This is a genomic window from Actinoplanes sp. HUAS TT8 (assembly GCF_051380535.1).
Classification (GTDB): domain Bacteria; phylum Actinomycetota; class Actinomycetes; order Mycobacteriales; family Micromonosporaceae; genus Actinoplanes.
This window is the reverse complement of sequence record NZ_CP195646.1, coordinates 2,864,361-2,891,025: the sequence shown is the minus strand read 5'-3', so window position 1 is coordinate 2,891,025 and position 26,665 is coordinate 2,864,361. Positions and strand designations below refer to the sequence as shown.

At 69.3% G+C, this 26,665-nt stretch carries 26 protein-coding genes and 1 pseudogene; 16 read left to right on the top strand and 11 right to left on the bottom strand.

The features are described from left to right. Window positions 1-7: 7 nt before the first annotated feature. Complete coding sequence (locus ACSHV8_RS12735; RefSeq protein WP_436532610.1) at window positions 8-406, bottom strand: DUF3224 domain-containing protein; 399 nt, start codon at window positions 404-406, stop codon at window positions 8-10. 191 nt (window positions 407-597) lie between these two features. Between ACSHV8_RS12735 and ACSHV8_RS12730 the strand changes: the two genes are divergently transcribed. The 5 genes and pseudogenes from ACSHV8_RS12730 (at window position 598) to ACSHV8_RS12710 (ending at window position 4,537) form a co-directional block, all read left to right on the top strand. Beyond that, window positions 598-1,188, top strand: a complete 591-nt coding sequence (locus ACSHV8_RS12730; RefSeq protein ID WP_436532609.1) for a hemerythrin domain-containing protein — start codon at window positions 598-600, stop codon at window positions 1,186-1,188. Window positions 1,189-1,350: 162 nt separating this feature from the next. Further along, a complete protein-coding gene (locus tag ACSHV8_RS12725; RefSeq protein ID WP_436532607.1) occupies window positions 1,351-2,568 on the top strand; it encodes an MFS transporter in 1,218 nt (405 codons plus the stop codon). A gap of 260 nt (window positions 2,569-2,828) precedes the next feature. After that, window positions 2,829-3,266, top strand: coding sequence for a hypothetical protein (locus tag ACSHV8_RS12720; protein ID WP_436532605.1), 438 nt, complete (start codon window positions 2,829-2,831; stop codon window positions 3,264-3,266). A 198-nt stretch (window positions 3,267-3,464) separates the two neighbouring features. Then, a pseudogene (locus ACSHV8_RS12715) lies at window positions 3,465-3,644 on the top strand (ClpX C4-type zinc finger protein); the annotation flags it as partial. A gap of 674 nt (window positions 3,645-4,318) precedes the next feature. Next, window positions 4,319-4,537, top strand: a complete 219-nt coding sequence (locus ACSHV8_RS12710; protein WP_436532604.1) for a DUF397 domain-containing protein — start codon at window positions 4,319-4,321, stop codon at window positions 4,535-4,537. 60 nt (window positions 4,538-4,597) lie between these two features. Here the strand turns inward: ACSHV8_RS12710 and ACSHV8_RS12705 are convergent, their stop codons facing one another. Both ACSHV8_RS12705 and ACSHV8_RS12700 read right to left on the bottom strand, forming a co-directional pair. Further along, window positions 4,598-4,816, bottom strand: a complete 219-nt coding sequence (locus ACSHV8_RS12705; protein WP_436532602.1) for a DUF397 domain-containing protein — start codon at window positions 4,814-4,816, stop codon at window positions 4,598-4,600. Between the two features lie 12 nt (window positions 4,817-4,828). Then, complete coding sequence (locus tag ACSHV8_RS12700) at window positions 4,829-5,683, bottom strand: helix-turn-helix domain-containing protein (protein ID WP_436532600.1); 855 nt, start codon at window positions 5,681-5,683, stop codon at window positions 4,829-4,831. Between the two features lie 370 nt (window positions 5,684-6,053). Here ACSHV8_RS12700 and ACSHV8_RS12695 point away from each other — a divergent pair, with 370 nt between their 5' ends. The 5 genes from ACSHV8_RS12695 to ACSHV8_RS12675 all read left to right on the top strand — a co-directional run bounded on the left by ACSHV8_RS12695 (window position 6,054) and on the right by ACSHV8_RS12675 (window position 9,971). Next, the gene (locus ACSHV8_RS12695; RefSeq protein WP_436532598.1) at window positions 6,054-6,347 is read left to right on the top strand and encodes a hypothetical protein; all 294 of its coding nucleotides are present in this window, start codon (window positions 6,054-6,056) and stop codon (window positions 6,345-6,347) included. Continuing rightward, entirely contained in the window at window positions 6,316-6,492 is a 177-nt protein-coding gene (locus ACSHV8_RS12690) for a hypothetical protein (RefSeq protein WP_436532596.1), read from the top strand. The genes ACSHV8_RS12695 and ACSHV8_RS12690 overlap by 32 nt, the downstream gene beginning before the upstream one ends. Before the next feature lie 99 nt (window positions 6,493-6,591). Further along, entirely contained in the window at window positions 6,592-7,155 is a 564-nt protein-coding gene (locus tag ACSHV8_RS12685) for a TetR/AcrR family transcriptional regulator (protein WP_436532594.1), read from the top strand. Window positions 7,156-7,248: 93 nt separating this feature from the next. Then, complete coding sequence (locus ACSHV8_RS12680; RefSeq protein ID WP_436532592.1) at window positions 7,249-8,772, top strand: alkaline phosphatase D family protein; 1,524 nt, start codon at window positions 7,249-7,251, stop codon at window positions 8,770-8,772. Then, complete coding sequence (locus ACSHV8_RS12675) at window positions 8,769-9,971, top strand: hypothetical protein (RefSeq protein ID WP_436532591.1); 1,203 nt, start codon at window positions 8,769-8,771, stop codon at window positions 9,969-9,971. Before ACSHV8_RS12680 ends, ACSHV8_RS12675 begins: the two co-directional genes overlap by 4 nt. A gap of 47 nt (window positions 9,972-10,018) precedes the next feature. Here ACSHV8_RS12675 and ACSHV8_RS12670 read toward each other — a convergent pair whose 3' ends face one another. Then, complete coding sequence (locus ACSHV8_RS12670; RefSeq protein ID WP_436532589.1) at window positions 10,019-10,348, bottom strand: hypothetical protein; 330 nt, start codon at window positions 10,346-10,348, stop codon at window positions 10,019-10,021. Window positions 10,349-10,632: 284 nt separating this feature from the next. Between ACSHV8_RS12670 and ACSHV8_RS12665 the strand changes: the two genes are divergently transcribed. The 3 genes from ACSHV8_RS12665 to ACSHV8_RS12655 all read left to right on the top strand — a co-directional run bounded on the left by ACSHV8_RS12665 (window position 10,633) and on the right by ACSHV8_RS12655 (window position 13,367). Next, the gene (locus ACSHV8_RS12665; protein WP_436532588.1) at window positions 10,633-11,520 is read left to right on the top strand and encodes a helix-turn-helix transcriptional regulator; all 888 of its coding nucleotides are present in this window, start codon (window positions 10,633-10,635) and stop codon (window positions 11,518-11,520) included. A gap of 11 nt (window positions 11,521-11,531) precedes the next feature. Beyond that, window positions 11,532-12,359: an alpha/beta fold hydrolase gene (locus ACSHV8_RS12660; protein WP_436532587.1), complete on the top strand. Its 828-nt coding sequence runs from the start codon at window positions 11,532-11,534 to the stop codon at window positions 12,357-12,359. A 186-nt stretch (window positions 12,360-12,545) separates the two neighbouring features. After that, the gene (locus ACSHV8_RS12655; RefSeq protein WP_436532585.1) at window positions 12,546-13,367 is read left to right on the top strand and encodes a helix-turn-helix transcriptional regulator; all 822 of its coding nucleotides are present in this window, start codon (window positions 12,546-12,548) and stop codon (window positions 13,365-13,367) included. A 118-nt stretch (window positions 13,368-13,485) separates the two neighbouring features. On the opposite strand, the gene ACSHV8_RS12650 is transcribed toward ACSHV8_RS12655, so the two are convergent. The 4 genes from ACSHV8_RS12650 to ACSHV8_RS12635 all read right to left on the bottom strand — a co-directional run bounded on the left by ACSHV8_RS12650 (window position 13,486) and on the right by ACSHV8_RS12635 (window position 16,666). Further along, the gene (locus ACSHV8_RS12650) at window positions 13,486-14,559 is read right to left on the bottom strand and encodes a hypothetical protein (RefSeq protein WP_436532583.1); all 1,074 of its coding nucleotides are present in this window, start codon (window positions 14,557-14,559) and stop codon (window positions 13,486-13,488) included. Beyond that, on the bottom strand, window positions 14,556-14,876 hold the full coding sequence (locus ACSHV8_RS12645) for a PadR family transcriptional regulator (RefSeq protein ID WP_436532581.1): 321 nt from the start codon (window positions 14,874-14,876) through the stop codon (window positions 14,556-14,558). Before ACSHV8_RS12645 ends, ACSHV8_RS12650 begins: the two co-directional genes overlap by 4 nt. A gap of 211 nt (window positions 14,877-15,087) precedes the next feature. After that, complete coding sequence (locus ACSHV8_RS12640) at window positions 15,088-16,002, bottom strand: hypothetical protein (protein ID WP_436532579.1); 915 nt, start codon at window positions 16,000-16,002, stop codon at window positions 15,088-15,090. A 22-nt stretch (window positions 16,003-16,024) separates the two neighbouring features. Then, window positions 16,025-16,666 (bottom strand): hypothetical protein, encoded by a 642-nt coding sequence (locus ACSHV8_RS12635; RefSeq protein WP_436532577.1) that lies wholly within the window; start codon window positions 16,664-16,666, stop codon window positions 16,025-16,027. 75 nt (window positions 16,667-16,741) lie between these two features. Between ACSHV8_RS12635 and ACSHV8_RS12630 the strand changes: the two genes are divergently transcribed. Beyond that, complete coding sequence (locus ACSHV8_RS12630) at window positions 16,742-18,079, top strand: AI-2E family transporter (protein ID WP_436532576.1); 1,338 nt, start codon at window positions 16,742-16,744, stop codon at window positions 18,077-18,079. Between the two features lie 31 nt (window positions 18,080-18,110). Then, window positions 18,111-18,701 carry a DUF4291 domain-containing protein gene (locus ACSHV8_RS12625; RefSeq protein ID WP_436532574.1) on the top strand — a complete coding sequence of 197 codons (591 nt, stop codon included), beginning with the start codon at window positions 18,111-18,113 and terminating at the stop codon, window positions 18,699-18,701. Window positions 18,702-18,706: 5 nt separating this feature from the next. On the opposite strand, the gene ACSHV8_RS12620 is transcribed toward ACSHV8_RS12625, so the two are convergent. Together ACSHV8_RS12620 and ACSHV8_RS12615 are read right to left on the bottom strand one after the other, a co-directional pair. After that, window positions 18,707-19,498 carry a hypothetical protein gene (locus ACSHV8_RS12620; RefSeq protein ID WP_436532572.1) on the bottom strand — a complete coding sequence of 264 codons (792 nt, stop codon included), beginning with the start codon at window positions 19,496-19,498 and terminating at the stop codon, window positions 18,707-18,709. Window positions 19,499-19,513: 15 nt separating this feature from the next. After that, window positions 19,514-25,027, bottom strand: coding sequence for a trypsin-like peptidase domain-containing protein (locus ACSHV8_RS12615; RefSeq protein WP_436532570.1), 5,514 nt, complete (start codon window positions 25,025-25,027; stop codon window positions 19,514-19,516). A gap of 271 nt (window positions 25,028-25,298) precedes the next feature. Here ACSHV8_RS12615 and ACSHV8_RS12610 point away from each other — a divergent pair, with 271 nt between their 5' ends. Further along, entirely contained in the window at window positions 25,299-25,628 is a 330-nt protein-coding gene (locus ACSHV8_RS12610) for a trypco2 family protein (RefSeq protein WP_436532568.1), read from the top strand. Window positions 25,629-25,639: 11 nt separating this feature from the next. Here ACSHV8_RS12610 and ACSHV8_RS12605 read toward each other — a convergent pair whose 3' ends face one another. Next, window positions 25,640-26,638 carry an aldo/keto reductase gene (locus ACSHV8_RS12605; protein ID WP_436532566.1) on the bottom strand — a complete coding sequence of 333 codons (999 nt, stop codon included), beginning with the start codon at window positions 26,636-26,638 and terminating at the stop codon, window positions 25,640-25,642. Between the last annotated feature and the right edge of the window lie 27 nt (window positions 26,639-26,665).

Genomic DNA, 26,665 nt, shown 5'->3' with positions numbered 1-26,665 from the left:
CGCGAGGTCAGTTCAGGTCGAAGACCAGCTCCACATCGCAGGTGGTCCCCTCCGGCGCCGAGAAGCCGCCCCTGCCGCTCAGGCCGGCCAGTTCCCCGGTGGCCGACTCCGGCACCACGAACCATTCGGCTCGCGTCACACCGACGGCGAAGGTGCCGGAGGTCTGCAGGACGAAGGAACCCGTACGGCCGGCGAGGCGGCCCACGACCTGCTGCAGGCCGACGAAGTTCGCGTTCGTGCCGCCGTTGTAGGTGATCACGTAGTCGGCGACGCCCTGGCCTTCGATGTCGCCCTCGAACGTGTTCGTGATACGGGTCCTGCTCAGCTGCCGCACCTCGTCCAGCGCGTCGAAACGGGTCTCGTCCCAGTCGGTGACCTTGTATCGCCTTGTGGCTTCGGTGCTCACGACAACTTCCCCTCGGCTGGTGTGATGAGGGTGATCCCGTATCGATATCGCCCGCGCCGGGGCGCGGAGTTCCCCATGCGCGTTGCGGGGCAAACGCGGGTCCAGTCGGGCGACGCCGCTGCCGGCTGTCGGGGTCTCGGACAGCATGCCCGGGTGTACGGAACGATCCCGTCGCCATCGACCTTACGCCGGTGGGCGACTTCTCAAGACTCCCCACCGGTCATGTGGCACGTCGCGTGCGCCGGGACGATGCTGCGCGCGTACTGTCATCGGTGTCATCGCCCTGGACCTCGGCGCCGCTGCGCGAACGTCAGGCTGCCATGGAAAAATTTCAGATCGTCATCTCACCCGACGTCGTCGACGTACTGCGCCACGAGCACGAACAGATCCGGCAGCTGTGCATCGACGTGCGCAAGGCCGGGCCCGGCCGCAGGAGGCAGGAGCTCGCCGCCCTGGGGCAAACCTTCTACCGGCACCAGCTCGGGGAACGCGCCGTTGCTCATCCGGCCGTTCGCAACAGCGGCGCGGACGGCAACGCCATTGCCCTCGGAATTCAGCTGAAGTCCGAGCAGCTCGACCGCTCGCTCACCGAGATCCTCCGGCTCGGCGTCGAGCACGCCGACTTCGACGCCACCTTCGCGACCCTGTCCGACGGCTTGCTCGCCCACGCCGCCGACCAGGAGAGTGATGAGTTTCCCCTGCTACGTCGCCACGTGTCGGCCCAACGGCTGCACATGATGGCCGGCGCAATGAACGACATCCGGATCATGGCGCTCGACTGAGACGTCGTCGGCGGCCGCGATGCCCTACATACACGTCGCCGTCGAGGGTGCTGGTCCTGGCGCTGGCCGGGGCACATGACCCCGGTCCACTCACTAGGGTTTCCTACCGTGGCCACACCGGATAGCAGTCTTCGGCCGGAAACGCTCCGCGGGTTTCGCCGGGTGCGGCGCTACATGGCCGCGGGCCTGTTGGCCTCGCTGTCCGGGTCCTTCGTCGTCGCCGGCGTGATTCCCGGCGCCGTGGCCGCGGGGGCGCTCTCGATCGTCTGGCTGCCGGTGATCCAGAGCGTCGAGACCATCGAGGACATGAGCAGCCCGGCCGTCGCCCGGCTGCTGCGCGACAAGGATCCCGGGCGCGTGCTGGTCGCCTGCGAGGCGTTCGACGCGCTGGCCTGCATCCTCGCTCTGGCGCTGATTTACACGACATCGATCCACCCGGCGATCGTGTTCATCGCCTACGTGCTCGTCGCCTCGGCGATCCCACTGGTCGTGGACGTCGCCGAAGAGCTGTTCACCGGCGAGATCGCCCGGATCAGCCGTGGCGAAGCACTGCGTTTCAACATCGCGATCTACGCGATGATCGGCTTCACCGGATCGCTGGTGGCCAAGCCGCTGGGCAGCCTGCTCGCGACCGCGGCATTGCCGGCGGCCCTCGCCATCAACCTGTGCGCCTCACTCGCCGGACTCCTGCTGCGTCGCCGCTCGGTACGAAGTCTTTCGACGATTGCCGGCGCGCCGTACGAGTCCGCACCGAGCCCCGAGCCGGACGAGCCGGCTCATGCGACCGCGTCCTGGGGCGAGATCGCCAGAGCCGCCGGGCCGGGCAGCCCCGTGGTCTCCGGGCTGCTGGCCTGCTCGACCACCGTCGTCACCGGCTATCTCGCGCAATGGGTCGCCCACGCGATGCCGCATCCCGGCCGAGCGCTGGCCGCTCTGCTCGTCGCCACCGGTATCGGCGCCACCGCCGGCCCCTACCTCGCCCGCCCCGCCACGACGAACTTCACGACCGGCGCCCGCCTTCTCCTCACCGCCCGCATCGCGGCCCTCGGGGCGATCCTCGCCGTCGCGCTGACCACCAGCGCGGGAAGCACCGTGCGCTTCGCGTGGATGCTGCTGCTCACCGCCTGCTTCGGCGCCACCGTCATGGCCTCCTCCGTCGTCCAGGCCACCGCACGCCAAGTCCAGTACCGAGGCCACGGCCTGGCTCAAATGGTGGGTTGGAGCCACTCCGCCGCCGCCGCGGGCACCCTCGTCGGAGCGTGGTCCGGGCTGGCCCTGGGCGTCCAGCGCTCACCGGTCGCCGGCATCCTGCTCGCCGCGGTCGTCGCACTGCTCGCCATGGCGCGCCTGTCACCGACGTCGCCTCCACACCGCACATGATCCGCAGCGTCCACCTGTGGCTACGGGACGCGTCGTCTCAACTCGGCACGCAGCTCGCCGGCGCCCGGAGAGAAACAGCCGACGTCGAGGGGTCAGGGCCGTTGCCCAATGGACCGCCGACCCTCATCCGGACCACCGCACCGCAGCCCACTTGATCATGCGAACCCAGTACAGCGCCTTCCCGAACCCGGCCGACACCTCCGAAAGTTCGGTCACAGCGCACCGGCCCCGAGGGGCTGACGGCTGGGAGAATGGTCGGCATGGCCGTTCGACTGTCCGCCGTCGACACGGTGGTCTCGCCTTCGTTCCGCACCTTCTGGCTGCATGCGCGGGCCGATGGATACCTCGCCGACATGCAGGCGGCAGGCCAGCTGGCCGACGCCGACGACGTCGGTTTCTCCGGATCGGCGGTCGCCGTGCACACGACGGCCGACCCGGGTGCTGTGCGCGCCACGGTCGAGATCTGGTCGCGCCGGCCGCTGCTCACCGGCGAGGAACCGCCGTTCGACTACGCGGTGGAAGGCGAGATCGACCTGAGCACCGGGCAGTGGTGCATCGACGAGTCACACGACTCGACGGTCCAGGCCGGAACGCCACTACCGGGCGGTGCCGGGTCCTACGGAGTCCGGGTCATCGCCTACCACGAGCCGGACGAGCAGTACCGCCTGCAGATCTGGCCAGCGCGGCCACACCACTGATCGCGAACACCATCGGAACACCGTTGATCGCCACGATCCCGTCAAACGCGCGGATTGCGAGGGTCCGCACATCGGACGGCACGCGGGATCGAAGAGCGTGAGTATCTGCCTTCATGACCCTGGACCCGAGGAGGCCGTCAGGCGTACCCTGACAGATGTCAGGCTTTACCTGACAACCCCTCAGCGTCGGGAGATGAGATGTCGAGCGAAACGAGCACCGCCGCGACAGCCGTGCAGTTGTGCTGCTCTTTCTGCGCCAAGCCGAGCTCGGAGGTCGAGAAGGTGATTGCCGGGCCGGGCGTGTACATCTGTAACGAGTGCGTCGACCTGTGCAACGACATCCTGCGGTCGGATGAGGATGACCCGGCCAACTCGGGTGGGCGTATGGCGGCCCGGGAGAACGGGATGACCGATGAGCAGATCCTCGAACTGCTTCCCCAGGTCCTGGCGGTCGGAGCTCAAACCGAGGCGAGCCTTCAACGGCTGGTCAACATCCTGCGCGAACGGAGAGTGACCTGGGCGCGCATCGGTACCGCCCTGCGGATCACCCGGCAATCCGCCTGGGAACGATTCTCCGGCGAAGAGTGATCGACCGCCCGCCAGGAGCAATAGCAATACCTGATCATGCAGTCTCGGCGAGCTGCGGCGAAGAGCAGGACTGAGCCAATCGCCCCAGCGGTTGCCGGCTGGTTGGGGATCGGTGCGTCCGGGACGCGGTCGAATCCGACGAGGAACCACCCGGTGGACCTTCCAGCGAAGACCAGGCGGGAACGCCCGCACGTAAGGATTCACCAACGCCTCGCGGCGATGCATCCAGGCGCGCGGATTCGTGGCGGTTATGCCCTTGCAGAAGACGTCAGCGGCGATGTTTCGCGACGTGCAAGTTGCATCGCAAAATGCCAAGTTGAAGGCTTACGGCATAAGAAGTTGGTCGATGTCTGCTGTGGAGGGCCGGGCGGAGTTAGCCTGGCGCTACACCCTGGCGGGTGAGGGAGCCCGGGCGAGGTACGTCTCGTCCGGGCGATCAACCGACACCTCAGGAAGGGGCAGCCATGGAAAGGTACGAGATCGATCTCTCCGGAGCACGGTGGCGCAAGTCCACCAAATCGGCCGCCAACGGCGGATGTGTCGAGTACACCCAAGTCGAGGGTTTTGTCGCCATCCGCGACTCGAAGAACCCTGAGCGGCCGCCGCTGATCTTCGACGCCAACGAGTGGGACTCCTTCCTGGAAGGAGCCGCAGACGGGGAGTTCCCCGCGCCTCAACAGTGATCAACAGCAACGGCCCGGCCACCGCTCGCGCGGGGTCGGGCCGTCAGATGGGGCTCAGGTTCACACGGCGGGCACCGGGAACTCACCCTTCGCGACGCCGTCGAGGAAGCACTCCCACTCGTTGGCGTCGAAGATCAGCGGCTCACGGTCGGGATTTTGCGAATCACGAATCGCCACGAAACCGTCAACCTGAGCATACTCAACGCACTGGCCGTTGGTGCTTGACTTGGTGGACTTACGCCACTGCGCGCCGGCCAGGTTGACCTGGTACTTGTCCATCGAATGCTCCTACTACTCTGGCACGAACTGGCGGGCGATCGCCGCGATCAGCTCGCGGGATTGCTGCTTGCTCAGAGCTGCTGCGGCGATGTGGTTGAGAGCAACGTTACTCCGAGCCAGATCATCTTCTCGTTCGAGGTACAGGTTGCCAGCTTGGCACTCAACGTAGGCGACGGGCGAGTGCATTTCGTCGGCAAACTCGAAGATCGTCAGGCCGCCAAGCCCGCCCGGGTAGCCACCGCTCGCGAAGGGAACGACCTGAACCGTTACCCGCTTCGGCAATCTCAGCAGGTGGTTGAGCTGGCGGGCCATAACTTCAGGGCTCCCGATCTGACGGCGAAGCGCGGCCTCATCGAGTACGACCCAGATGTCCGGCGGTTCGTCCGAAAACACCCGCTCTTGGCGTTCCATACGAATCTGAACTTGCCGGTCGACTTCCGCATCAGTCAGGGCAGGGGTGTGCGCCTCGATAAGCGCATGGGTGTAGTCCTGGGTTTGGAGCAGGCCGTAGACCATGAGCGGCTCGAAGACTCGGATCTTTGTCGCGGCGCTCTCCATACCAAGGAAAGTCGCGAAGGGGCTGGGCACAGCACCGTATTTGGACCACCAACCGCGCTGGGCGCCGAGAGCTCGCAGCTCCAGCAGTTGGCTGCTCAGCGACTCCGCAGCACCGTAGAGGGCGAGCAGCGCCTCCAGCTCGACCGGCTTGGTGCCGACCTCCCCGCCCTCGATCTTCTGGATCTTGCTGACTGAGCAACCCAGACGGTTGGCCGCGTCCTGCTGGGATTTGCCGGCCGCCGAGCGCAGCTGGCTGAGCTGTTCGCCGAGTTGCCAGCGCGGGATGGTCGGGCCGATCGGTCGAGCCATGGCGGGAATTCCTCCTCCACTGGAGTGACGATCGAGGACATCATTCTCGCTTCTTATGCAACTTGCAATAACTGTCGCATTTATGATCACCATCTTGTCACTCGTTCGAGCCGCGAAAAGTTACGGCATAAGATTGACGTCCCGCAGCGCCGGTGCCACTCTGGTCAGCATGCAGCGCGACGCCGGGCGCAACGGCTGATATTCACAGTCGACCGTTCCCCCACCGCAGGCAGCGCGCCATCTCGCCGCCCAGATCCCCGACGCCTTCGCGAGCCGACGATCCGGGCCTTCTCGCCGAGCGGACAGGGGCCAGCCATGGACGTACGTCATAGTCGTTTTGATCTTGAATGGCATGTGACCGGACGCGGCCGTGCCTGACGAACCGCCGCTCCCCCGATCCGGCGAGATTCTGCTGGTCGGGCGTGCGGCAAGCGTGCAGTTCACCACGCCGATCATGGTTCGCGTCATTCGCGTGCACGACTGGCAGACGTATGTCGGCTGGATCTGGCTCGATGTCTACGAGATCAACTCGGCGGGCGACGCGATCGATCGCCGATCCATCTTCGTGCAGGTGAACGGCCTGCGCCGCATACCTCCCGGCGTCCGCCGGGCCCAACCGGAAGGAGCACCTGATGACGCAGCTGACCATCGACGGGATGGGTGAGGCGCTGGCCTGCGTGATGGCCGATCACGGTTTCGCCTTTGTCGAGAACGACAAGCTTCCGGCGTTCACCACGTGGCTGCAGGCGTTCCTGGAGACCGCGAACCTGCCGATCAATCCGCCGATCGAGGACCCGGACGCCGGCTGAGCCTTACCGAGCGGGGCCGGGCGGTCAGGGTCGCCGCCCGGCCCCGGCCCAGCGCCGTGGCAGGATTCAGGGGTGAGCTCAGCACCATCAGCAGCATCCGTGGGCCGGCCGCGCTCGGGGGCGCGCCGGCTGCCGGCCGCGACCGCGCGTGAGGAGATTCTCGACGCGGCGGCCGAGTTGTTCGCGCAGCGGGGTTATGCGGCGACTTCGACGCGGCTGATCGCCGAGCGGGTCGGTATCCGGCAGGCGTCGCTGTATTACCACTTCAAGACCAAGGAGCAGATCCTCGCCGAGCTGTTGGAGGCTACGGTGCGGCCGTCGCTGGCGCACGCCGAGTCGCTGGGTGAGTTGAGCGCGGCCGACGCGTTGCAGTCGCTGGTGCGCTTCGATGTCGAGGTGTTGCTGACCGCGCGGTGGAACATCGGGATTCTGTACGCGTTGCCGGAGATCGCGACCGAGCCGTTCGCCCGGTTCCGCCGCGAGCGCGACGAGTTGCGGGCCGCCTATCGCCGGTTGAGCGGGGCGGATGTTGCCGGGGATCTGGTGTTCGGCCTGGTCGAGAGCGTGATCGGGATGCGGCGGGACCTGCCTGATCTGCCGCCGGTGGCGGCGCTGCGGGAGACTGTGGCGGCGGCCGCGCTGCGCATCGTCACCCCGATTTAGGCACCGCACCGTCTACAAAGTATCTTTCCGGTGTAGGTCCCGTTAGATTGATGGATGCCTATAGTTAACGCGGACCGCCGAACGTCTGCGTCCATGACAGTCATCAATCGCCGAATCTTTGTGCTCGGCGGATTGGCAACCGCGGGCTCGCTGGCCGTTCCGTCGCTGGCCAGCGCCGCCGTCCCGTTCCCGTTCACCCTCGGTGTCGCCTCGGGCGAGCCGGACTCCTCCAGCGTCGTCCTCTGGACACGCCTGGCGCCCGCGCCGCTCAACGCCGACGGCCAGGGTGGCATGGCCGATGCCGATGTCACCGTCGACTGGCAGGTCTCCACCACCTCCACCTTCGCCTCGCTCGTCGCGTCCGGCACGGTCACCGCCCGGTACGCCGACGCGCACTCGGTGCATGTCGTGGCCGAGGGGCTCGCGCCCGGCGCGGAGTACTACTACCGCTTCCGCGCGCAGGGGCACATCTCGGCGGTCGGCCGCACCCGCACCGCGCCGGCCGACGGGACGTTCGGCAGCGACCTGCGGATGGCGTTCGCGTCGTGCGCGCACTACGAGTCGGGCTACTTCACCGCGTACCGGCGGATGGCCGAGGACCGGCCCGACCTGATCCTGCACCTGGGCGACTACATCTACGAGGACGCGGCCACCACCGGGTCGGTCCGCGAGCACGCGGGCGCGGAGATCGTCAGCCTGGCCGACTACCGGCGTCGCTACGCGCAGTACAAGGCCGACCCGGATCTGCAGGCCGCGCACGCGATCGCGCCGTGGATCGTGGTGCCCGACGACCACGAGGTGGAGAACAACTACGCGAACATGGTGCGCGCCGACAGCAGCCCGGCGCTGACCACCGCCCAGTGGACCGCGCGCCGCACGGCCGCCTACCGGGCGTACTACGAGAACATGCCGCTGCGGCCGGCGCAGGCGCCCAGCGGGAACGGCATCCCGCTGTTCCGGCGGCTGCAGTGGGGCAAGCTGGCCACCTTCCACATGCTCGACACCCGGCAGTTCCGCGACGACCAGGCCTGCAGCGACGGCTGGAAGGTGTGCGCGGCGGCCGACACCACGACGCGGACCCTGACCGGGGCGGCGCAGGAGAGCTGGCTGCTCGACGGCCTCGACCAGCACACCGCGACCTGGGACATCCTCGGGCAGCAGGTGTTCTTCGCGCGGGAGTTCGACGCGACGGGCGCGGCCAACATGGACGCCTGGGACGGGTACCGGGCTTCGCGGGCGCGGATTCAGCAGGGGTGGCGCGATCGCAACGTACGTAATCCTCTGGTCTTGACCGGTGATGTTCATGCCGCGTGGGCCAACAACCTGCTCGCCGACTACGCCAGCCCGAACTCGGCGGTGATCGGCACCGAGCTGGTCTGCACGTCGATCGCGTCCGGCGGGAACGGCACCGCGACCAGCACAATTCCGAACGTGGCGACCAATCCGCATCTGAAGTTCTACTCCGAACGGCGAGGTTACACATTGACGACGATCAGCCCGGACCAGGTGCGGGCCGATTTCCGGGCGGTCGCATCGGTGACCGAGCACGGCGCGGCCGTCTCCACGCTGAAGTCGTTCGCGATCGTTGACGGCACGCCCGGGCTGGTGGCGCTGTGATCGCCCACCTCGCGGTGCTGTCCACCGCGCTCGTGTCGTTCTCGACGGCCAACAGCGTCGCTACCGGTGACCAGGACGGACCCTCGATCGCCACCAACCGTAATGGTCAGGTGGCGGTGGTCTGGGAGGACGATCGGGACACGACCGCGCCCGAGGACGACACGCACTCCGAGATCTACCTGCGGCTGTTCAAGGACGGGACGCCGGTCTACGAGATCAAACTGTCCGCGGGCGGGACCAGCGGCGTCAACTGGAAGCACATCACGCCCGACGTCGGGCTCGACGACAAGGGGAACGCGGTGGTCGTCTGGGCCGACGACCCCGACGGCAACGGCGTGTTCAACATCCCGTACCGGGTGGTGTCGCCGACCGGGACCGTGCTCGCGTCCGGCCGGGCCAACGCCGACACCGCCGGTGACCAGCGGGTTCCGCGCGTAGCGGTCGACCCCGACGGGAGTTCGGGCAGCGCTTCGGCGGTGGCGTTCACCGTCGTGTGGGAGGACATCCAGGGCTCCGCTCACACGGTCAAGGCCGCCGGCTATACGGCCGCGACGACCAAGGCGTACGAGGTGACGGCCTCCCAGACGACCGGGGCGCATCACCGGCCGGACGTCGCGGTCTCCGCCTCCGGCGACGCCGACGTCGTGTGGGAGGAGGACTCCGACGGCAACGGGTACGACAACGTGGGTCTCGTGCGCCTGGCCCGGGCCAACGGCGCGGTCACGCTCAGTCGCCGGTCGGCCAACTCGCTGGGTGACGGGCAGCAGCGGCGACCGGCCGTCGCGGCCAACTACAACGGGGACTTCGTCATCGGCTGGGAGTCCGACCACACCGGGACCAACGGGGTATGGGCCCGCTCGTTCACCGCGGACGGGGTCGCCGAGCACACCGAGGTCGAGGTCTCGACCACGACCGGGGCGGCAGCGCCGAGCGTGGGGCTCGACGATCAGGGCGGCGCGGTCGTCGGCTGGACGGTCTCCGGGCTGGACGGCTGGGTGCGCGGGATCAACCCGGACGGGACGTTCACCGGGCGGCTCGGCGCGCAGACGCTGACCAGCACGACGACCGGGCGGCAGGATCAGTTCCAGGTGGCGGTCTCGGCCTGGGGTGAGGTGCCGGTCGCGTACACCGATGACAACGACGGCAATCTGTTCGACCAGATCATCCTCGGGGTGGGAGCCACGAACAGCGACTGGTGAATCGCGCCGGCCCGCGGCGGTCGTCGTCGCGGGCCGGCGGGTTCGGCTCAGCCCTGCAGCGGGTTCAGCGCCAGGAAACGGCCCGGCCGGAACACCTGGTTGAACATCTTCTCGTAGAACAGGCCGTCGGCCCGCACCTCCAGGAGCACCCGCTGCCCCGGCGCGGCCTCGATCACGAACTCGGGGCTGGAACACCAGTCGATCTTGGCCTTGACCACGTGCCGGCCGGCCGGGATCGGGATGTCGATGTAGCTGCGCACGCTGACGGAGTCCGCCTTCACACCGTCGACGAAGATCTTGTAGTCGCGAGCCGCGTAGGTGATCTCGACCGGGCGTTGCACGGTCAGCATCGCGCCTTGGGCAGCGGGATACGTCATAGCTGGCCTTCCAGGGAAAATGTGCCACAGGGGACGGCACATTATGCAATCAAGATCAAGACCTCAAAACTTGGCCGTACGGCCATTTCGCGCGTGTTTCAGTCAAGGCCGGCTGCAGCCTGCCGCATGTGATCCACAAGGTGCCGGCGCCGCGCCGGACGCGACGGTGACGGTGTCGCCGGAAAGATGCTCAGGTAGCTTGATCAGCGCAAAGTCGGCGGCGCGGGCCGGAACGTCCGGCGCCGGTGCGTCGAGGCGACTGGGGCGAGCGAGGATTGAGCACCGTGGAGAACCGAGCGTGGCTGGGAGAGTTCCTTCGACGCCGGCGGGAGGAGCTCACCCCGGCCGAGGTGGGTCTGACCGCCCGGACGACCGGGCGCACGCCGGGCCTGCGCCGGGAGGAGGTCGCCGCCCTCGCCACCGTCTCGGCCTCCTACTACGAGCGGCTCGAACAGGGTCGAGGGCCTCGGCCGTCGGCCACCGTGCTGGCCGCGATCGCGGCGGCGTTACAGCTGACCGGCGACGAGGAGACCTACCTGTTCCGGCTGGCCGGTCAGAGTGCGCCGGTTCGCCGCGATGAGCCGCAGCAGGTCGATCCGGGGCTGGCCCACGTGCTCGACGCCGTCTCGGACACCACCCCGGCTTTCGTGACCGACGAGCTGGGCACGGTGCTGGCCCAGAATTGGCTCAACGTCACGCTGTTCGGCCGGTTCACCGGGCGACCGGGGTTGACCGGAAACCTGATCTGGCACTGGTTCACCTCGCCGGAATGGCGGCACCGGATCGATCCGCCGGAAAATCAAGAGCAGACCGGCGCCGCGTACGTCGCCGACCTGCGCACGTTGATCGCCGAGCGGGGCGAGGACAGCGCGGCCCGGGACCTGGCCGAACGGCTGATCGAGGTCAGTCGTGAGTTCCGCGGGATGTGGGCGCGGCACACGGTGGCAACCCTGCACTGCCCGACCAAGGTCGTGCACGACCCACGGGTCGGCCGACTCGACCTGGACTGCGCGATCGTGACCAGTTCGGCCTGGCGGCAGCGCATGCTCCTGCTCAAACCCGTTCCCGGTACGCCCAGCGCCGCCCGGATCGCTGCCCTGCACTCCTACCGGCCGTCGCCTCGATCTGCCCCGCACAAACAGGACGTGGTTGGCGGCGCGGCCCGCCCCTAGCGTTCGGGACCATGCGCAACGTTGTTCTCGTACATGGTTTCTGGCACGGCAGCTGGTGCTGGAGCCCCGTCACCGCTCGGCTGGCCGGGCGCGGCATTCCGTCCGTGGCCGTCGATCTCGACGGTCACGGCCTGGGCGCCCACTCGCCCCGGTCGCGATGGTCCGCCCCGTTCGATCCGGCCGCGTTCGCCACCGAGCCGTCACCGGTGGCCACCGTCACGGCTTCGACCGCCGCGGCCACCCTGATCCGGCAGCTCCGCGAGATCGGCGGCGGCGACCCGTGCGTGGTGGTGGCCCACAGCATGGGCGGCCCGGTCGCCACCGCGGCGGCCGAGCAGGCGCCGGAATTGTTCGCCCACCTGATGTACGTCACCGCGTTCGCGCCGGTCAGCGGGCACGCCACGGTCGACTACATCGTCATGCCGGAGAACGAGGGTGACATGGTGGGCTCCCTGCTCGCCGCCGATCCGGCCGCTGTCGGCGCCCTGCGCATCCGGCCCGAGGACCGGCGGCCCCAGGTGCGGGAGTGCTTCTACAACGGCATCGACGAGAGCACGGCCGACGCAGCGGTCGCCCTGCTCAGCGTGGACGGCCCGATGGGCATTCCGGCCGAGGTGCTGTCGGTGACCCCACGGCGGTACGGCGCGGTCCCGCACAGCTATGTGGTGTGCGAGCGGGACAACGCCGTACGTCCCGCCCTGCAACGTCGTCTGATCCGGGAGATCGACGCCGTGTCAGCCGCCCCGACCAGGGTCTTCGAGCTCGACTCGTCGCACTCGCCATTCCTGTCCCACCCGGACGAGTTGGCCGGCGTGATCGAGGCCGTGTACCGGAGCTGAGCGCTGCGGTACCTGTCGCCCGGGGCATGGGCGGCGAAGCAGGTGCGGTCCCCCGGAACAGGCGTCGCGTGGGGCGGCCCGGTTCCGGGGGCCGCGCACGGCCGTACGGTAATAGATGAATGCGGATCACCATCCGGCTCCGGCTCGGCCCGGAGAGCCTGTTTTCCAGGAAAGACGGACTTGTCGATGGATCGAGCACTGCTGGCGGATTTCCTCCGGGCGCGCCGGGAGGCGCTGCAGCCGGAGGATGTCGGGATTCCCCGGGGTTCGCGTCGCCGTACGGGCGGGCTGCGGCGCGAGGAAGTCGCCGTTCTCGCCGGGATGTCGGCCGACTACTACAGCCGGCTCGAGCAGCAGCGCGGTCCGATGCCGTCCGAGCAGATGCTGGCGGCCCTGGCGCGTGGGCTGCGGCTCAGCCCGAGTGAGCTGAGGCATCTGTTCGACCTGGGCGGGCATTCGGCGCCGCGGGACAGCCGGCGTGACGAGAAGGTCACCCCGGCCATGCAACGCATCGTCGAACAGCTCGGCGCCGCGCCCGCGATGGTGTTCTCCCGTTTCGGCGAGACGCTGCTGCAGACCCCGTCGGCGGTTGCGTTGTTCGGCGATTACACCCACTTCACCGGGATGTCCCGCTTCCTGATCTACCGCTGGTTCACGGATCCGGCACAACGAGCCGTCTATCCGCCCGAGGACCACAACGTGCGTGGCCGGGTCTTCACCGTGGATCTGCGCAAGGTGTACACGGCCGACCCGACGGGCGTCGCCGGCGAGATCGTCGAAGCGCTGCTGGCCGTCAGCCCGGAATTCGCCGAGGTCTGGCGCCGGCACGAGGTGGACGTCACGCACCATCTCGACCTCAAGCGCTACCTGCATCCGGAACTGGGTGAGCTGCAGCTGTACAGCCGGTATCTGGTGGACCCCGACGAGGGCCAGGATCTGCTGGTCTTCGCGGCCGAGCCGGGCTCGCCGACCGAGGAGAAGTTGCAGCGCCTGTTCTCAACCATGTGAGCGGCATTTATCCATGGCCGCCGTCCATCCGGCGGTGCTGTTCTGACGTACGGCGGCCGCCCCGCTCGCGTGGGGCGGCCGGCCCGGCGCACCGACTTCCCGGCTGCCGGAAGCACCCTCAAGCGGCCGGAAGCGGGCCTGGACGACCGGGTGGCGGATACTGTCCCGGTCGACGCGACAGGCGAGCCTGGACGGCAACGATCACAACCGCCACCAAGGCCACCGCGCCGGTCCACTTCGGCGGCCCCTCGACTATGTAGAGCAGATGCAGGTAGAACATGTCGTGCCAGGTCTGCCCACCGGGCCGGCCGAGAAGACCACCCAGCAGCTGGACCAGCATGACCACCACGGTCGGCCAGGCCACCATCGCAGCGAGCTGGCCGCCCGCCGAGCCGACATCGGCCCGCCGTCCCGCCCAGCCGGTCAATGCCCAGCCGATCAACCCGCCCACCAGCGCCCCCGACGCGGCGACCCATCCCATCCAGGGCGGCACCGCCCGCGCCACCGTGAAATCGTCACCGCCGTCATAGGTGACAACCAGACCATCACGAGCCATCTTCAGTACGGCGGTCTGCGCCGACGATGCGAACCCGGGCATGCCGACATCGGGGTTCCGGACGGCTCGCCATCCCGTTGCCGCCAGCCGGTCACGAATCGCAGCCGTCGTAGTCGTCACCGGCCGCGTGTCAGCCGGATCGACGACAAAGCGAACCGCACCGAACTCGGCCTGCTCGCCGGACGGGTTCCAGAACGGAGCATCGTTCCCGCCACGCACCGTCAGGCCGGGAAAGACCGTCCGCCCCAGCATCTGGGCCTGCGTGCCGACGGGAAGCGGCGTCGCGTACTCCCAGCCGGCGCGGGTCGCGTACGCCGCCCCGAACAGGCCCGCCAACAGCGACACCAGCGTCGCCAAAGCCACGATGCCCGGTGTTCCGGGACGCCCGAGGCCGGCTCGTAGGCGACGCGGCGACAGGAACGGCAGCGAGGTGGCACGACTCCGGCGCACCGCCCGGCGCAACGTCGGCAGCGTCCATGCGGCCGCCATCAGATATCGGCAGCGCACGGCGGGCCCGGCTGATCGCAGGTCGGCGAGGTCGGCCGACCACTCGGCCCGCTGCCGCTCCCGAAAGCCGGGAGGCAGCAGACCGGCCAGTACCGCGACCAGAATCCGCTCGGCGGTCGCTGTCGTCACCACGCCAGCCGCCGACCGCTGGTGCCGGTCGAGCGCCTTTGCCGTACCGCGGCCAACCTTTCCTGGCCGGCGGTCACACCGAGCGCGGTCAGCCGGTAGTAACGCCGGCGGGGGCGGCCCTCGGCATGGACGTCGACGTCCTCCTCCCGGCTCGACAGCCACCCCACCGACTCGAAGGCGACCAGGATCGGATACACCGTCCCCGGTTCGAGACCGGCTTCCAGCGCCAGATCCAGCCCGTATCTCTCACGACCGGGATCGTCGAGCAACACACGCAGCGCCAGCAGACGCGGTGTAGTCATGCGCAGCGAACTCACGACGGCGACCTTATCCCCTATGCCTAGTTCTGCATAGGGTCCCGGAAGAACATAGCGGCGAACCGCGCCCCGCCCACCTGCAAGGCCAAGCCGAGAGCCGCAAGCTCCCGACGGAGCTGCCAAGGGTTTCGTCCGCCTCGACGAGTACCGCAACGTCGTGATCATCGTCGCCGTGTACCGCCTCCGCCGCGGGATGGAGACGCCCGGAGGCCTACGCCGGTCCCACCGGCGGGTCGAGATGGTCGAGCCACCGCCGCGGCGAACGCCCGTCCGCGAACGTGAACCACCACCACGGCAGCTGCCTCAGCAGGTCGTGGGCGACGAACTGCGGCAGCTCGGCGAGAAAGGCTCGGAGCGCACCCGGCGCCGGCTCGGCGGTAAGGCCGAGCCAGGCGAGCCCGGTGCCGAAGCGAACACCCAACGACACTGACGGGTCGATCCATCGCTGCGCACACCAGGCCAGGGCGTCGGCGAACCGTCCTCGCTCCCGTTCGTGCTGGGCGATCGCGAGCACCAGTGCGGCTTGGACAGCGTCGTCGGCCTCGACCGCCAATCGGCTCGTCAGCGCATCGGTGACCATGCCGGCGGCGGGCAGGGCGGTGGCCAGGGTGTAGGCGCTGCCGCTGCGGACACCGGGATCGGGGTCGTGGAGCAGCGGAAACAGAAGGTCGGCGTCCCGGCCAATCATCAGGCGGACCGCCTCGACGGCACGGTTCACGACGTGTCCCCAGCCGTCGAAGACCAGTTGCGGAAATCCGGCCTCCAGCAGATCCGATCGGTCCGGCTGACGGTCGCTGTCGACCCGGGCCAGGTCACCCGCGAGCTGCAGCAACTCGCCGCGCACCGGGGTATCCGGTCGCGCCGCGCTACGCAGCAGGGTCGGCAAGACGAAAGCCGCACAGCTCCGGGTGTGGCCGTCGGCGCAGATCAGACCGCGAAGGTCGTGTGCGGCGGCCACGGGGGCGGGGCCGTGCAGGGCGTGCAGGGCCGCTTCGATCCTGAGCAGGTCGGGGGCGAGGCCCGGCGTCTCGTCCCACGGGAAGTCGCGGATGGTCACGACGCCGGGCGGCCGGTTCGCCAGGGCGGTTCGCACGTCGAAACCGGACAGCCCGTCCTCCCACAACACCTGCTCACCGTAACTTTCCGGGTCAGGGGCTCAGGACGTCGGGGAAGGCCGTCTCGCCGGCCAGGCGGGTAAGGCCGTACAGGGCAACCGAGATGGCGACGGACGTCAGGATCGCGATGCCCAGGCCGCGCCAGCCGGTGCGGCGGGACTCCGGGATCTCCGGGCGGGTCCAGGGCACCTCGCGGAAGGTCCAGTACAGCAGGCCGAGACCGAAAGGGATCAGGGCGAACAGCCACCACCAGTACCAGCGGGTGGCGGTGACCGGGGTCGGGCCGGCCCACAGCACGGCCAGGAAGACCAGGGTGAACAGCAGGCCGATGCCGTTGATCAGCGTGCTCAGATTCAGCACGTTGGCCGAGTGGTAGGACTCCAGCCGGCCCTGGAAGTCGGGGACGGCGCTGACGTCGGTCCAATGGGTGCGGCCGTCCGGTGTGCGCCAGGCGAAGATCGTGTCCTGGCCGCTGTCGTCCAGGGTGGGGATCGCGAACCAGCGGTCCGGGGACTGGTCGCGCCACTGGGAGCCCAGTTCGTAGGCGGACACACGGTGGGCCGTGATGTCCGCGATCGCCCGGTCGTAGCCGGTCTCGCGGGGCGCGCCCCACCAGGCCGCGCCCGCGGCGACCAGCCACAGCGCGACGAGCGCCCATCTCACGATTCGCCACATACGGCGACCTTAAACGGCGTGATCAAGCATGAAATCACGTGTCCCCGGGCATCGAACCTGCAACCGAAGGGGAACATGATGAGCTGGGCACAGACCGTCCGGGAGCGCGCCCGGACAACACTGGCGACCGCCGCCAGTCGCAACACGCCGCCGCCGTTCACGGTCGGCCCCGATCTGCACGACACCGCCGCTCCCGTGGTGGTCGTGAACCAGCCCGCGCCGTCCGCGGCCGACGTCCTGCCCCGCGGGGTGCGCACGGCCGGCGCCTGGGCCTGGCGTTTCATCCTCTTCGTGATCGCGGCGTACCTGTTCCTGCGCATCGTCGCGCTGCTGCACGTGGTGCTCATCCCGGTCGCGGTGGCGATGCTGCTGGCCGCGCTGTTCCAGCCGCTGAGCGCGGTAATGATCCGCAACGGCATGAAGAAGTCGCTGGCCGCGGGCCTGGTGGAGATCGCCGCACTGCTCGTGGTGTTCGGCGGGCTCGGGCTGATCGTCCGGACGTTCATCGGCCAGTTCGACAACCTGTCGACGAAGGTGGGCCAGGGCATCGACGAGGTGCAGCGCTGGCTCCGGGACAGCCCTCTGCACGTCACGGATCAACAACTGAGCCAGTACGTGGATCGGGCGCGCGAGTCGTTCACGTCCAGCCAGGGATCGTTCACCAGCGGCGCGCTGAGCACCGCGACCACGGTGGGCGAGGTGGTGACCGGGTTCTTCCTGGTCCTGTTCACACTCTTCTTCTTCCTGCGCGACGGGGGCCAGATCTGGTCGTTCCTGTGCCGGTTGCTGCCGCGCGACGCCCGGGTGCCGACCGCACGGTCGGGGCACTACGCGTGGCACACGCTGGTCTCGTACGTACGCGCAACGGTTCTTGTGGCTTTTGTCGATGCCGTAGGCATCGGGATCGGGCTGTTCGCCTTCCGTGTCCCGATGGCGCTGCCGCTGGCCGCGCTGGTGTTCCTCGGCGCGTTCATCCCGGTGATCGGCGCGACGATCAGCGGGGCCGTGGCCGTGCTGATCGCGCTGGTGGCCAACGGGCCGGTGACCGCACTGGGCATCCTGGCCGTGGTCGTCGCCGTGCAGCAGCTGGAGGGTCACGTGCTCCAGCCGCTGATCATGGGCCGGGCGGTGGCGTTGCATCCCCTGGCCGTGATCCTGGCCATCGCGACCGGTGTCGTGGTCGCGGGCATCGTCGGTGGTCTGGTCGCGGTGCCGCTGCTGGCCGTGCTGAACACCGCGATCCGCTACCTGGTCAGCCACCCGGGCGGGGAGCCGACCCCGGATCACGAACCGCCGGGCACCGAACCGACCGATGACGACGAGGCCGAGGCCGAGGATCGGGCCGAGGATGCCGAGCGCCGGCTCGACCCGGCCGATCCGCCGCCCGGCGACACCTCGGTGGTCACGGCCTAAATCGTTTGGTGCGGCTCGCGATACTTCCGGCATGATCCGCCAGATCCGCGCCGACTTCGATGCCTCGACGATCGTGGTGTACCAGGCCTACTCCCCTGCGATCGCCGAGGCGGCCCGGGCGGCCGGGACGTTCGTGCCGCCGTTCTCGTTCACCCGGATGACCTGGATCAAGCCGTCGCTGCGGTGGCTCATGCACCGCAGCAACTGGGCGCGCAAGGCCGGTCAGGAACGCATCCTCGCGGTGCGCATCACCCGGGGCGGATGGGAAGAGGCGCTGGCTCGGGCGGTGCTGACCGCGCCCGACCCGGTCGTGTACGGCAGCGCGGCCGAGTGGAACCGGCGGTTCGAGGCGGCCGATGTGCACCTGCAGTGGGATCCGGAGCGGTCGCTGCGGGGTGCGCCGCTCAACCAGTACAGCATTCAGGTGGGGATCGGGCGGGGGCTGATCCGGACCTTCGTCGACGACTGGATCACCGGGATCACCGACCTCACGCCGACGGTGCGGAAGGTCGCGACGCTGATCCAATCCGGTCAGGCGGCCAAGGCGGAGCGGTTGATGCCGCCGGAGCGGGTCTATCCGCTGGACGCGGGCCTCGCCCGGCGGATCCGGGCCGACGGCTGACGTGATCAGTCGTCGTCCTCCTCCTGCTCGGTGAAGACCAGGGGTTCGGCCAGGACCCGGCCACGCACGACGTAGGCGGGGGCGACGACGAAGAGGACCCTGCCCTGCGGTGAGCAGCTCGCCCACGGGCGGCCGGTGCCCTCGGTGAGCGGCTTTCCGCGGGGTACGTCCTCGACGAACGCGGCCGGCTTGCCGGTGCCGGCCAGTCCGGTGGTGAGGCGGCGGGCCTGGCCGCAGGCGCCCTCGATCGCCCGGCGTTCCGGGCCGCTCACCTCGTCCCCGTCCGCGGTCAGCCAGTCGGTGAGGTCCTGCTCGTCGGCGCTGCCGGTGACGGTGAGCCGGAGCAGTTCGCGGACCAGGCGGGCCTGCGCGGCCGGGCCGTCGGTGGCCGGGCGGTCGGCGCGGATCCGGGCCCAGCGCAGCCGGGCGACCTCGCGCAGCTGCTGGGTGACCAGGTTCTGGTACAGCTCGGCGAGGCTGTTGTGGACCAGGTCGTCCTCGTCGGTGTCGCCGGACAGAGCGACCAGGCGGGCCCGCAGGGTGCCCAGCTCGGCGCGGATCCCGTCCAGGTCCAGAGGCGGCTCGACCGGCTCGGGCTCCTCGGCCGGTTCCACTTCCTCAATCGCCGAGACCGGCTCGGATTCCTCAGCCAGTGAGGCCGCCTCGGATTCCGCCGCCGGCGAGGCCGGCGTGAGCGGCTCGGCCGGCGGCGCCTCGATCGCGGGTGGAGTCTCCAGCCGATTCATCCGGTCGCGCGTGTCGGCGATCGCGACCAGCGCGCGAAGCCAGCGAATCACAGGTTCCTCCTGCTGCTAAAGGGCGTCGGGGTCGTCGAACCGGGTCTCGAACGGGATGTCGACCTTCTGCCGTTCCCCGGTGTCGACGGTGGTGACGGTCGCGGTGATCGTGGTGTCGCCGAAGCTCATCTCCAGCCGCACCTTGCGTTCGGCCGGTGGCCGCCCGACGCTGCCGCTGATGTCGATGGTGATCTCGGCCAGCCGGTCCACGCCCTCGTCGCTGACGTACTCCGGGTCGATGCGCCGGCTGGAGAAGAAGCTGACCTGCAGCTTCGCGGTCTCGGCGGAGGACGGGGTGAGCACCTTCTGGTAGGTCTGACTCACGTCGATGGCCTGGGAGCGGCGCACCGCGATCTGGAACCGGTCCCGGCACAGCCACTGTTTGCTGCCCTCGGGGCGGAAGATGTCGTGCTCCAGATCTTTCGTGCCGGAGCGCAGCGGCATCGCGATCTGGAATCCGTACGTCCGACGGGCCCTTCGTTGTGTGATCAGGCGCGGGTCGTAGCAGAAGTGCACCGCCCCGTGCAGGACCGCTTCCCGGGGCTCGGCCGGGCGGATCACGGTCGCCTCGCCCTGCAGTTCGTGGCCGATCCGGGCGCGCAGGTAGTCGTTGACGGCGAAACCGCCGACCAGCAGGACGGTGATCGGCGCGCCGTGGACGTGGCCGAGCAGGTCGGTGAAGGCACGCCGGACCAGCCGTACGATCGGGTCGATGATCTTGTCAAAGAGGGCCTGGACCTCGTCGGCGGTGACGAACAGGGTGCGGCCCTCCCCGTCGGCCGCCTCGATCAACCGCTTGCGGACCGGGCCCGGCAACTCCTTCCACACGCCGGTCAGGTCCAGGTAGACCGGCCCGGAGATGACCGGGCGGCCGTCGTCGCCCTCGGCCACGGCGACCGACTGCTTGGCCTTCTCCCACTGGTTCTCCAGCTCGCTGAGCAGTTCGGCGTGGTTCTCCTCCAGGAACGCCACCGGGTCGACACCGAGCCGGGCGGGCAGCAGTTCGGTGCGGAACGCGGCGTTGACGTACTGCGAACCGAGCGCCGCGCCGGTGCTGCCGCCACCGATCTCGGCCAGTTGCAGGCGGCCGTCGGTCATGCTGCCGCTGAACGCCGAGATGTCGATGGTGCCGCCGCCGCAGTCGACGACCATGAACCGTTGCGCCTCGCCGGCCTCCAGGGAGGCGTCGGTGCCGCGGCGGCGGGCGTCGAGGATGCCGTACAGGGCGGCGGTCTCCGGCTCGATGGCGATGACCACCTGGTCGGCCGGGTCGAGCCCGGCTTCCTCGGCGGTCTGGCGCATGAGCTGCTTCTGCGCGTCCGTCCAGATCGCCGGCACGGTGATGCACCAGCGGATGTCGTCCGGGGTCAGGCCGACGTCGAGCGACTTCAGCCGGGCCATCACCTGCTCACGCATGTAGCGCAGCATCGAGACGATCAACCGGCGGACGGTGGCGTCCTGGTCCAGGTCGAGGTCGCCCTCGGACCGGGCGACCCGGCGGTTCTCCGGATGGGTGCTCAGGGCCATCTTGAACGCGTACGCGTATCCGCGCAGTTTGAGTTCGGCCCGCTTGTAGGCGGAGTTGAGCTGCCACCAGGAGTACGCCTCGTAGCCCCAGGCGACCGGCTTCAGGTTCTCGTCGACCACGATGGCGGACAGGTCCTTGGCGCCGCGGGCGGGGGCTTTCGGCCATTCGTCGCGGAAGTAGACCGTACGTTTCGTGGGGTCGTCGTTCTCGGGGCTGACCAGGGCGAACGCGTAACCGGTGCCGTTGGTGCCGAAGTCGATGGCGACGACGACCTTGGCCGTGCCGTCCTTGGGGACGGGGGCGAGGCCCAGCGCGGCCGCCACTGTCTCGTCGGTCGGGACCTCGTCGGCCACCGGAGCCGGGCCGGACTCGGCGGCGGTCACCGGCAGCGCCGGCCGGGGTTCGGGTGCGTCGCCGAGTTCGGGGGCGACACCAAGGTGTTCGGCCAATTCCAGGATCTCCTCATCCAGCTCCTCGATCTCGTCCTCGTCGGTGATGGCCGTCACCTCGGCCAGGTCGGCGCGGGCGGCTCGCAGATCCGCGAGCGCCTCGGTCAGCCGGTCGTTGTCCCGATGGATGCGGCCACGCGCGGTCAGCACGGCCGCGCGCAGCCTCAGCCCGAGGTCGGAGCGGATCAGCTCGCCGAATCGCTCAGCGTTGCTGATCGCTTCCTGGGAGGCCTCCATCACCTCCGAGGTGCGATCCAGCACGTCCAATGCGGCCATGCGTGCGATCTGGGCATGGACAAGTTGGCCGAGGAACTGCACCGGATTCTCTGCGACCAGCTTCTCGTAGATGCGGCAGGCCTCGGCGACCGCCGCAAGCGCCGCGTCGTCGTCCTCCAAGTACTCGGAGATCAGGACGGCCCTCATGATGAACAGCGAAGCGATCGCAGCTGCCCCGCCAGGCATCTCGAAGCGGCCAATCTTCTCGACCGTCTCATCGACTACCGCAACCGCGTCGGTCACGCGTTCGGCGTCGACGAGCATGGGCACCCGGGCGATGGCCAACAGGATGAGCAGGCCCCACGTGGTTCCGGGCCGGCGCTGGAAGAGGTCGTCGACGATGTCAGTGATGATCGACATCTCGCGGAAGGCCTGCTCACCCGTTTGAATTGCGGCCCAGGCCAGCCGGACCGCAACGTAGGCGGAGCCGTACAACTCGGGTGCGTCGTCGAAGAGATGGCCCAACTCGGCACGGGCCTCAGCGAGATAACGCTCGGCGGTCTCCTCGTCCCGGTCAAGGATCACCGACCCGGCAACGAACCGGACCATGGAGCGGCGGTAACGGACCTGCTCAGCCGTCTGGTTCGGCAACGCATCGACCGAGTCGATCGCCTCGGCGACGAAGCGCAGCGCCTCTGTTTCGTCGCCGTTGTCGTCGTGCAGCGAAGCCAACATGATCGTCTGCACCGCGTAGTCCTCTGAAGTGACTGGAAGAAGTTCACGGGCTCGGGATGTGGCCCACAGCGCCTCCGGCGCCTCTTCGAACAGGTTGGCCAGCAGAGTGTGCAACTCGAGAGCTTTGATCGCGGTCGCCGGCGGCAGTTGGTCGAGATCAGCGACGGTGTCGGCCAGTACACCGGCTGCTTGTAGTGGCTCGGCCGCCATGATCAGTACCTGGACCAGGATGTTGCGGGACTCGGCGAGCGCCTCCACGAACTGTCCCGGGTCTTCGGACTCCTGGGCCGCCTCCTCGATCATCGACACGGCCCGCCGCGCCGATTCGACCGCCCCGGTCGCGTTCCCGGTCCACACCCGCACCAGTGACTGCGACCCCAGCACCCGCCCGAGCCGCTGCTGCTGCCCCAGGTCCGGCACCCGGGAGGCCACGCTCATCATCCGCGACGACAGCGGCAGGGCGGCGTCGGGCTGACCGGCCTGGATCCGCGCGATAGTCGCCTTCTGCAGCATGTCGATCATCGCGTTCTGGTCGTGTTCCTGTTCGGCGTGCTGGGCCGCCTGCTCGTACACGGCCGCGGCCAGCGCTTGCATCCGGCTGGCCAGCGGGAACTCCACCCGGGCGGCCCCGACCGCGGCGCCCGGCACCTGGACCAGCGACAGGGCCGCGGCCACCCGGTCGGCCAGCGGATCGGTCACCGGGTCCCCCGGGCCGGACGTGTACGCGACCGCCTGCCCGACCAGCTCGGTCAGATGTTCGCCGAGGATGCGTTCCAGGGCGGCGGTGGCCTTGCCCCGCGCCGACGGGTACGGCGACCCGCACATGCGCAGCAGGATCTCCAGCATCCGGGACCGCTGGGCCGGCGCGTCGGCCACCACGAACAGCTTGTCGATCTTCAGGTTGTCCAGCAGGCGGCGTTCGACCAGGCGCTCGCCGAGCAGGTCGGGCTGCACCGGGGGCAGGAAGCCCTCGTCGGCGTAGATCTCGCTCATCCGCTCGGCGATGGCCGTGGCCAGGTCCACCTTGCCGTCCAGGCCGCGGGCCAGGGTGAGCAGCCGGCCGGCGTCGTCGGCCGAGACGGCGTCGACGATGCTGGCGATGGCGAAGCAGTCCTGCCGGGTGTCCGGGCGTACGTGGAACTCGGTGAGCGCCGGTTCCCAGAACTTCTCGTCCTCGCGGCCCAGCAGCCGGTCGAGCAGGCGGTAGGCCAGCGCGTCGGGGTCGGCGTCACCGGTCTCGTCCGGTTCGTCGATCAGGTCGACCAGGGCCTGCGCGTGCACCAGCAGCGGGGTCGGGTAGGCGGCCAGCACCCGGTCGCCGGTGCGCCCGGCCGGCCGGTCGACGCCGCGCAGGGTGGCGAACGCCGCCGACGCCCGGTCGTAGTGCTCGCGGCGTTCCGGCTCGGTGAGCTGCTGCGACTGCAGCCGGATGACCTCGGCGGGCAGGATGTCGTCGTAGGTCATGCCGGCGTTGACCTGCCGGATGAAGCGGTCCGCGGAGCGCACCAGGAACAGGACCCGGATCGGTTCCTTGCGGTCGAGGGCGATGGCCCGCTCGATGAAGTTGGCCGCCGCCTCGGCGCTGTTGTCCATGTAGTCCTGCACCAGCAGCACCGGCAGGCGCAGGTTGGCCAGGTCGGCCTGCGCGGTTCGGGTCCAGTTCTCGGCCAGCCCGGCCACCCAGCCGTCGGCGATCGCGCGCCGGCACAGTTCGGCCGCGGTCCGGCTCTTGCCGCTGCCGGCCGGGCCGGTGACCACGGCGAAGCTGAACCGGGGCCCGGTCGGGCTCAGCCAGCCGGACAGCCGGCCCAGCGCCTCGTCGCGGCCGATGAACGGGACCACCTGGAACTCGGCCCGCAGCGGTTTGAGCCAGGAGGCGAGCAGGCTCTCGCGCAGCGAGGCGGTCATCAGCGGTTCGAAGCCGCGCACCCGGATCGACAGGTCGGAGCCGATCCGGAAGGCCAGCAGGTGGCTCAGGTAGCGCCGGGCGCTGCTGTGCCAGGCGGTGGGCAGCGCCGGGCGCAGCCGCGGGTCGTCGAGCAGCCGGGTGATCGGCACTGCTTCCAGGCGCCGGCCGCCGAACCCGCTGTGCGAGGTGACGACGACGCCGAGCAGCATGCCGCCGACCGTGAACACGGCGGCGCCGGAGAACCCGGACCAGCCGGCCTCGTCGATCGGGACGGACGAGGTGACGTCCAGCGAGATCGCGTCGTGCGGGCCGGACAGGGGTTCGCTCACCCCGCGTACGTTCTCGGGATCTCGATGTTGATCCTGTCTCTGGACCCTCGGAAAGCCGGTGGCCGACATCTCGACCGGCTCGTCGACGTCGACGACGGCATAGGTCGCGACCTCGTCGGTGTCGTCCTTGCGCACCCGCAGCAGCGCGATGTCCAGGTCGGTGGAGCCGGCCCGGATGATCTCGGTGACGGTGAGGTCGCCGCCGGGCAGGCGCCCGACGTGCAGCCGGGCCGGGTCGTCCAGGCCGTCGACGACGTGACCGGCGGTGAGCACGAGGCCGGGGGCGATGACGTAGCCCGAGCCGCGCCCGGACCGCCCGGCGTCCCGGCTGATCCGGACGATCTGCTCGACCCGCCGCCCCATCACCGAACTCCCGGATCCCGTAGAAAGACGCGATGGCATTGATCAATGGCCGAAGCCGGCGTCGCGTTCACCCTAAATGGATCCGCACACGTCATGCAGAGGACCGATCACCCGGACTACGGTGGACTTTCGGATCAGTGTGCCACCGGCCGAATCGCCGCCGGGCGCCCTCAATAGACACTTCCGGATGACTATCGGGGTAGATCTTCGCCGATGCGTACCTCCGGATGGTCGATGCCGTCCGCATTCGCGGACCGGTATGAATGGCGATGTGGATGCTGCCGAGAAGCTGTCCCAGGGCGGTCTGATGCAGGGTGACCTGCTGCTGGCCGACGCGCTGGAGTCCCTACGTGATCAGCTGGAGGAGGCCGTCGACCGGGCGCAGGGCAAGAACCTCTCGTTCACCTGTGAGAGTGTCGAGGTTCAGCTTCAGGTGGTCGTCACGAACACCCGCAAGGGTGAGGCGAAGGCCGGCCTGTGGAGCGTGGTGACCGTCGGCGCCGGCGTCGATCACGCGACGAGCGCGACGCACGTGGTCAAGCTCGTCCTCAAACCGGAGCTGACCACCGGCGGCCGGCTCCGGTTGAGCGACGACGGCTGACGGTCAGCGCGTCAGTTGCCGACGCCGACGCTCGACATCATCGCCGTCGGATAGCGGTCGCCTCGGGCTGCGCCCTTCGGCACCGCCTTCTCGATCTCTTCGAGATCGGCTGCCGACAGCTTCAGGTCGGCCGCGGGCAGGGCTTCGGACAATCGCGTACGGGTACGGGCACCGACCACCGGCACGATGTCCTCGCCCTGGGCCGCCACCCAGGCGATGGCCAGCTGCGCCACGGTCGCGCCCTTGGCCTCGGCGACCCGGCGCAGCGCCTCGACCAGGGCCAGGTTGTGCTCGGCGTTCTCGCCCTGGAACCGCGGCATGCGCCCCCGGTTGTCGCCGGGCCGCCCGGTGCCGGCCGCACTCCAGTGCCCGGAGATCAGGCCGCGGCTCAGCACCCCGTACGCGGTCATGCCGATGCCCAGCTCTCGCAGGGTGGGCAGCACTTCCGGCTCGACCGCGCGGGAGATCAGCGAGTACTCGATCTGCAGGTCGGCGACCGGGTGCACGGCGTGTGCCCGCCGGATGGTGTCGGCGCCGACCTCGGAGAGCCCGACGTGCCGCACGTACCCGGCGTCGATCATCTCCTTGATCGCGCCGACGGTCTCCTCGATCGGCACGTCCGGGTCGAGCCGGGCCGGGCGGTAGATGTCGACGTGATCGACGCCGAGCCGGGTCAGCGAGTGGATCAGGAAGTTCTTCACCGCGGCGGGCCGGTTGTCCTGCCCGCTGAAGCCGCCACCGGGCTGCAGCAGCGCCCCGAACTTGACGCTGAGCAGGTAGCTGTCGCGTGGCCGGCCGCGCAGCGCCTCGCCCAGCAGCATCTCGTTGTGCCCGGCGCCGTAGTGGTCGCTGGTGTCGATCAGGGTGAGTCCGGCGTCCAGCGCGGCGTGCACGGTGGCGATGCTCTCGGCGCGGTCGTTGTTCCCGTACACCCCGTCGGTCATGCCCATCGCGCCCAGGCCCAGCGTGGAGACGGCCGGCCCGTCGGTGCCCAGAGTTCGTGTCTGCATGCCGACCAGCCTGCCGCCGCGAACCGC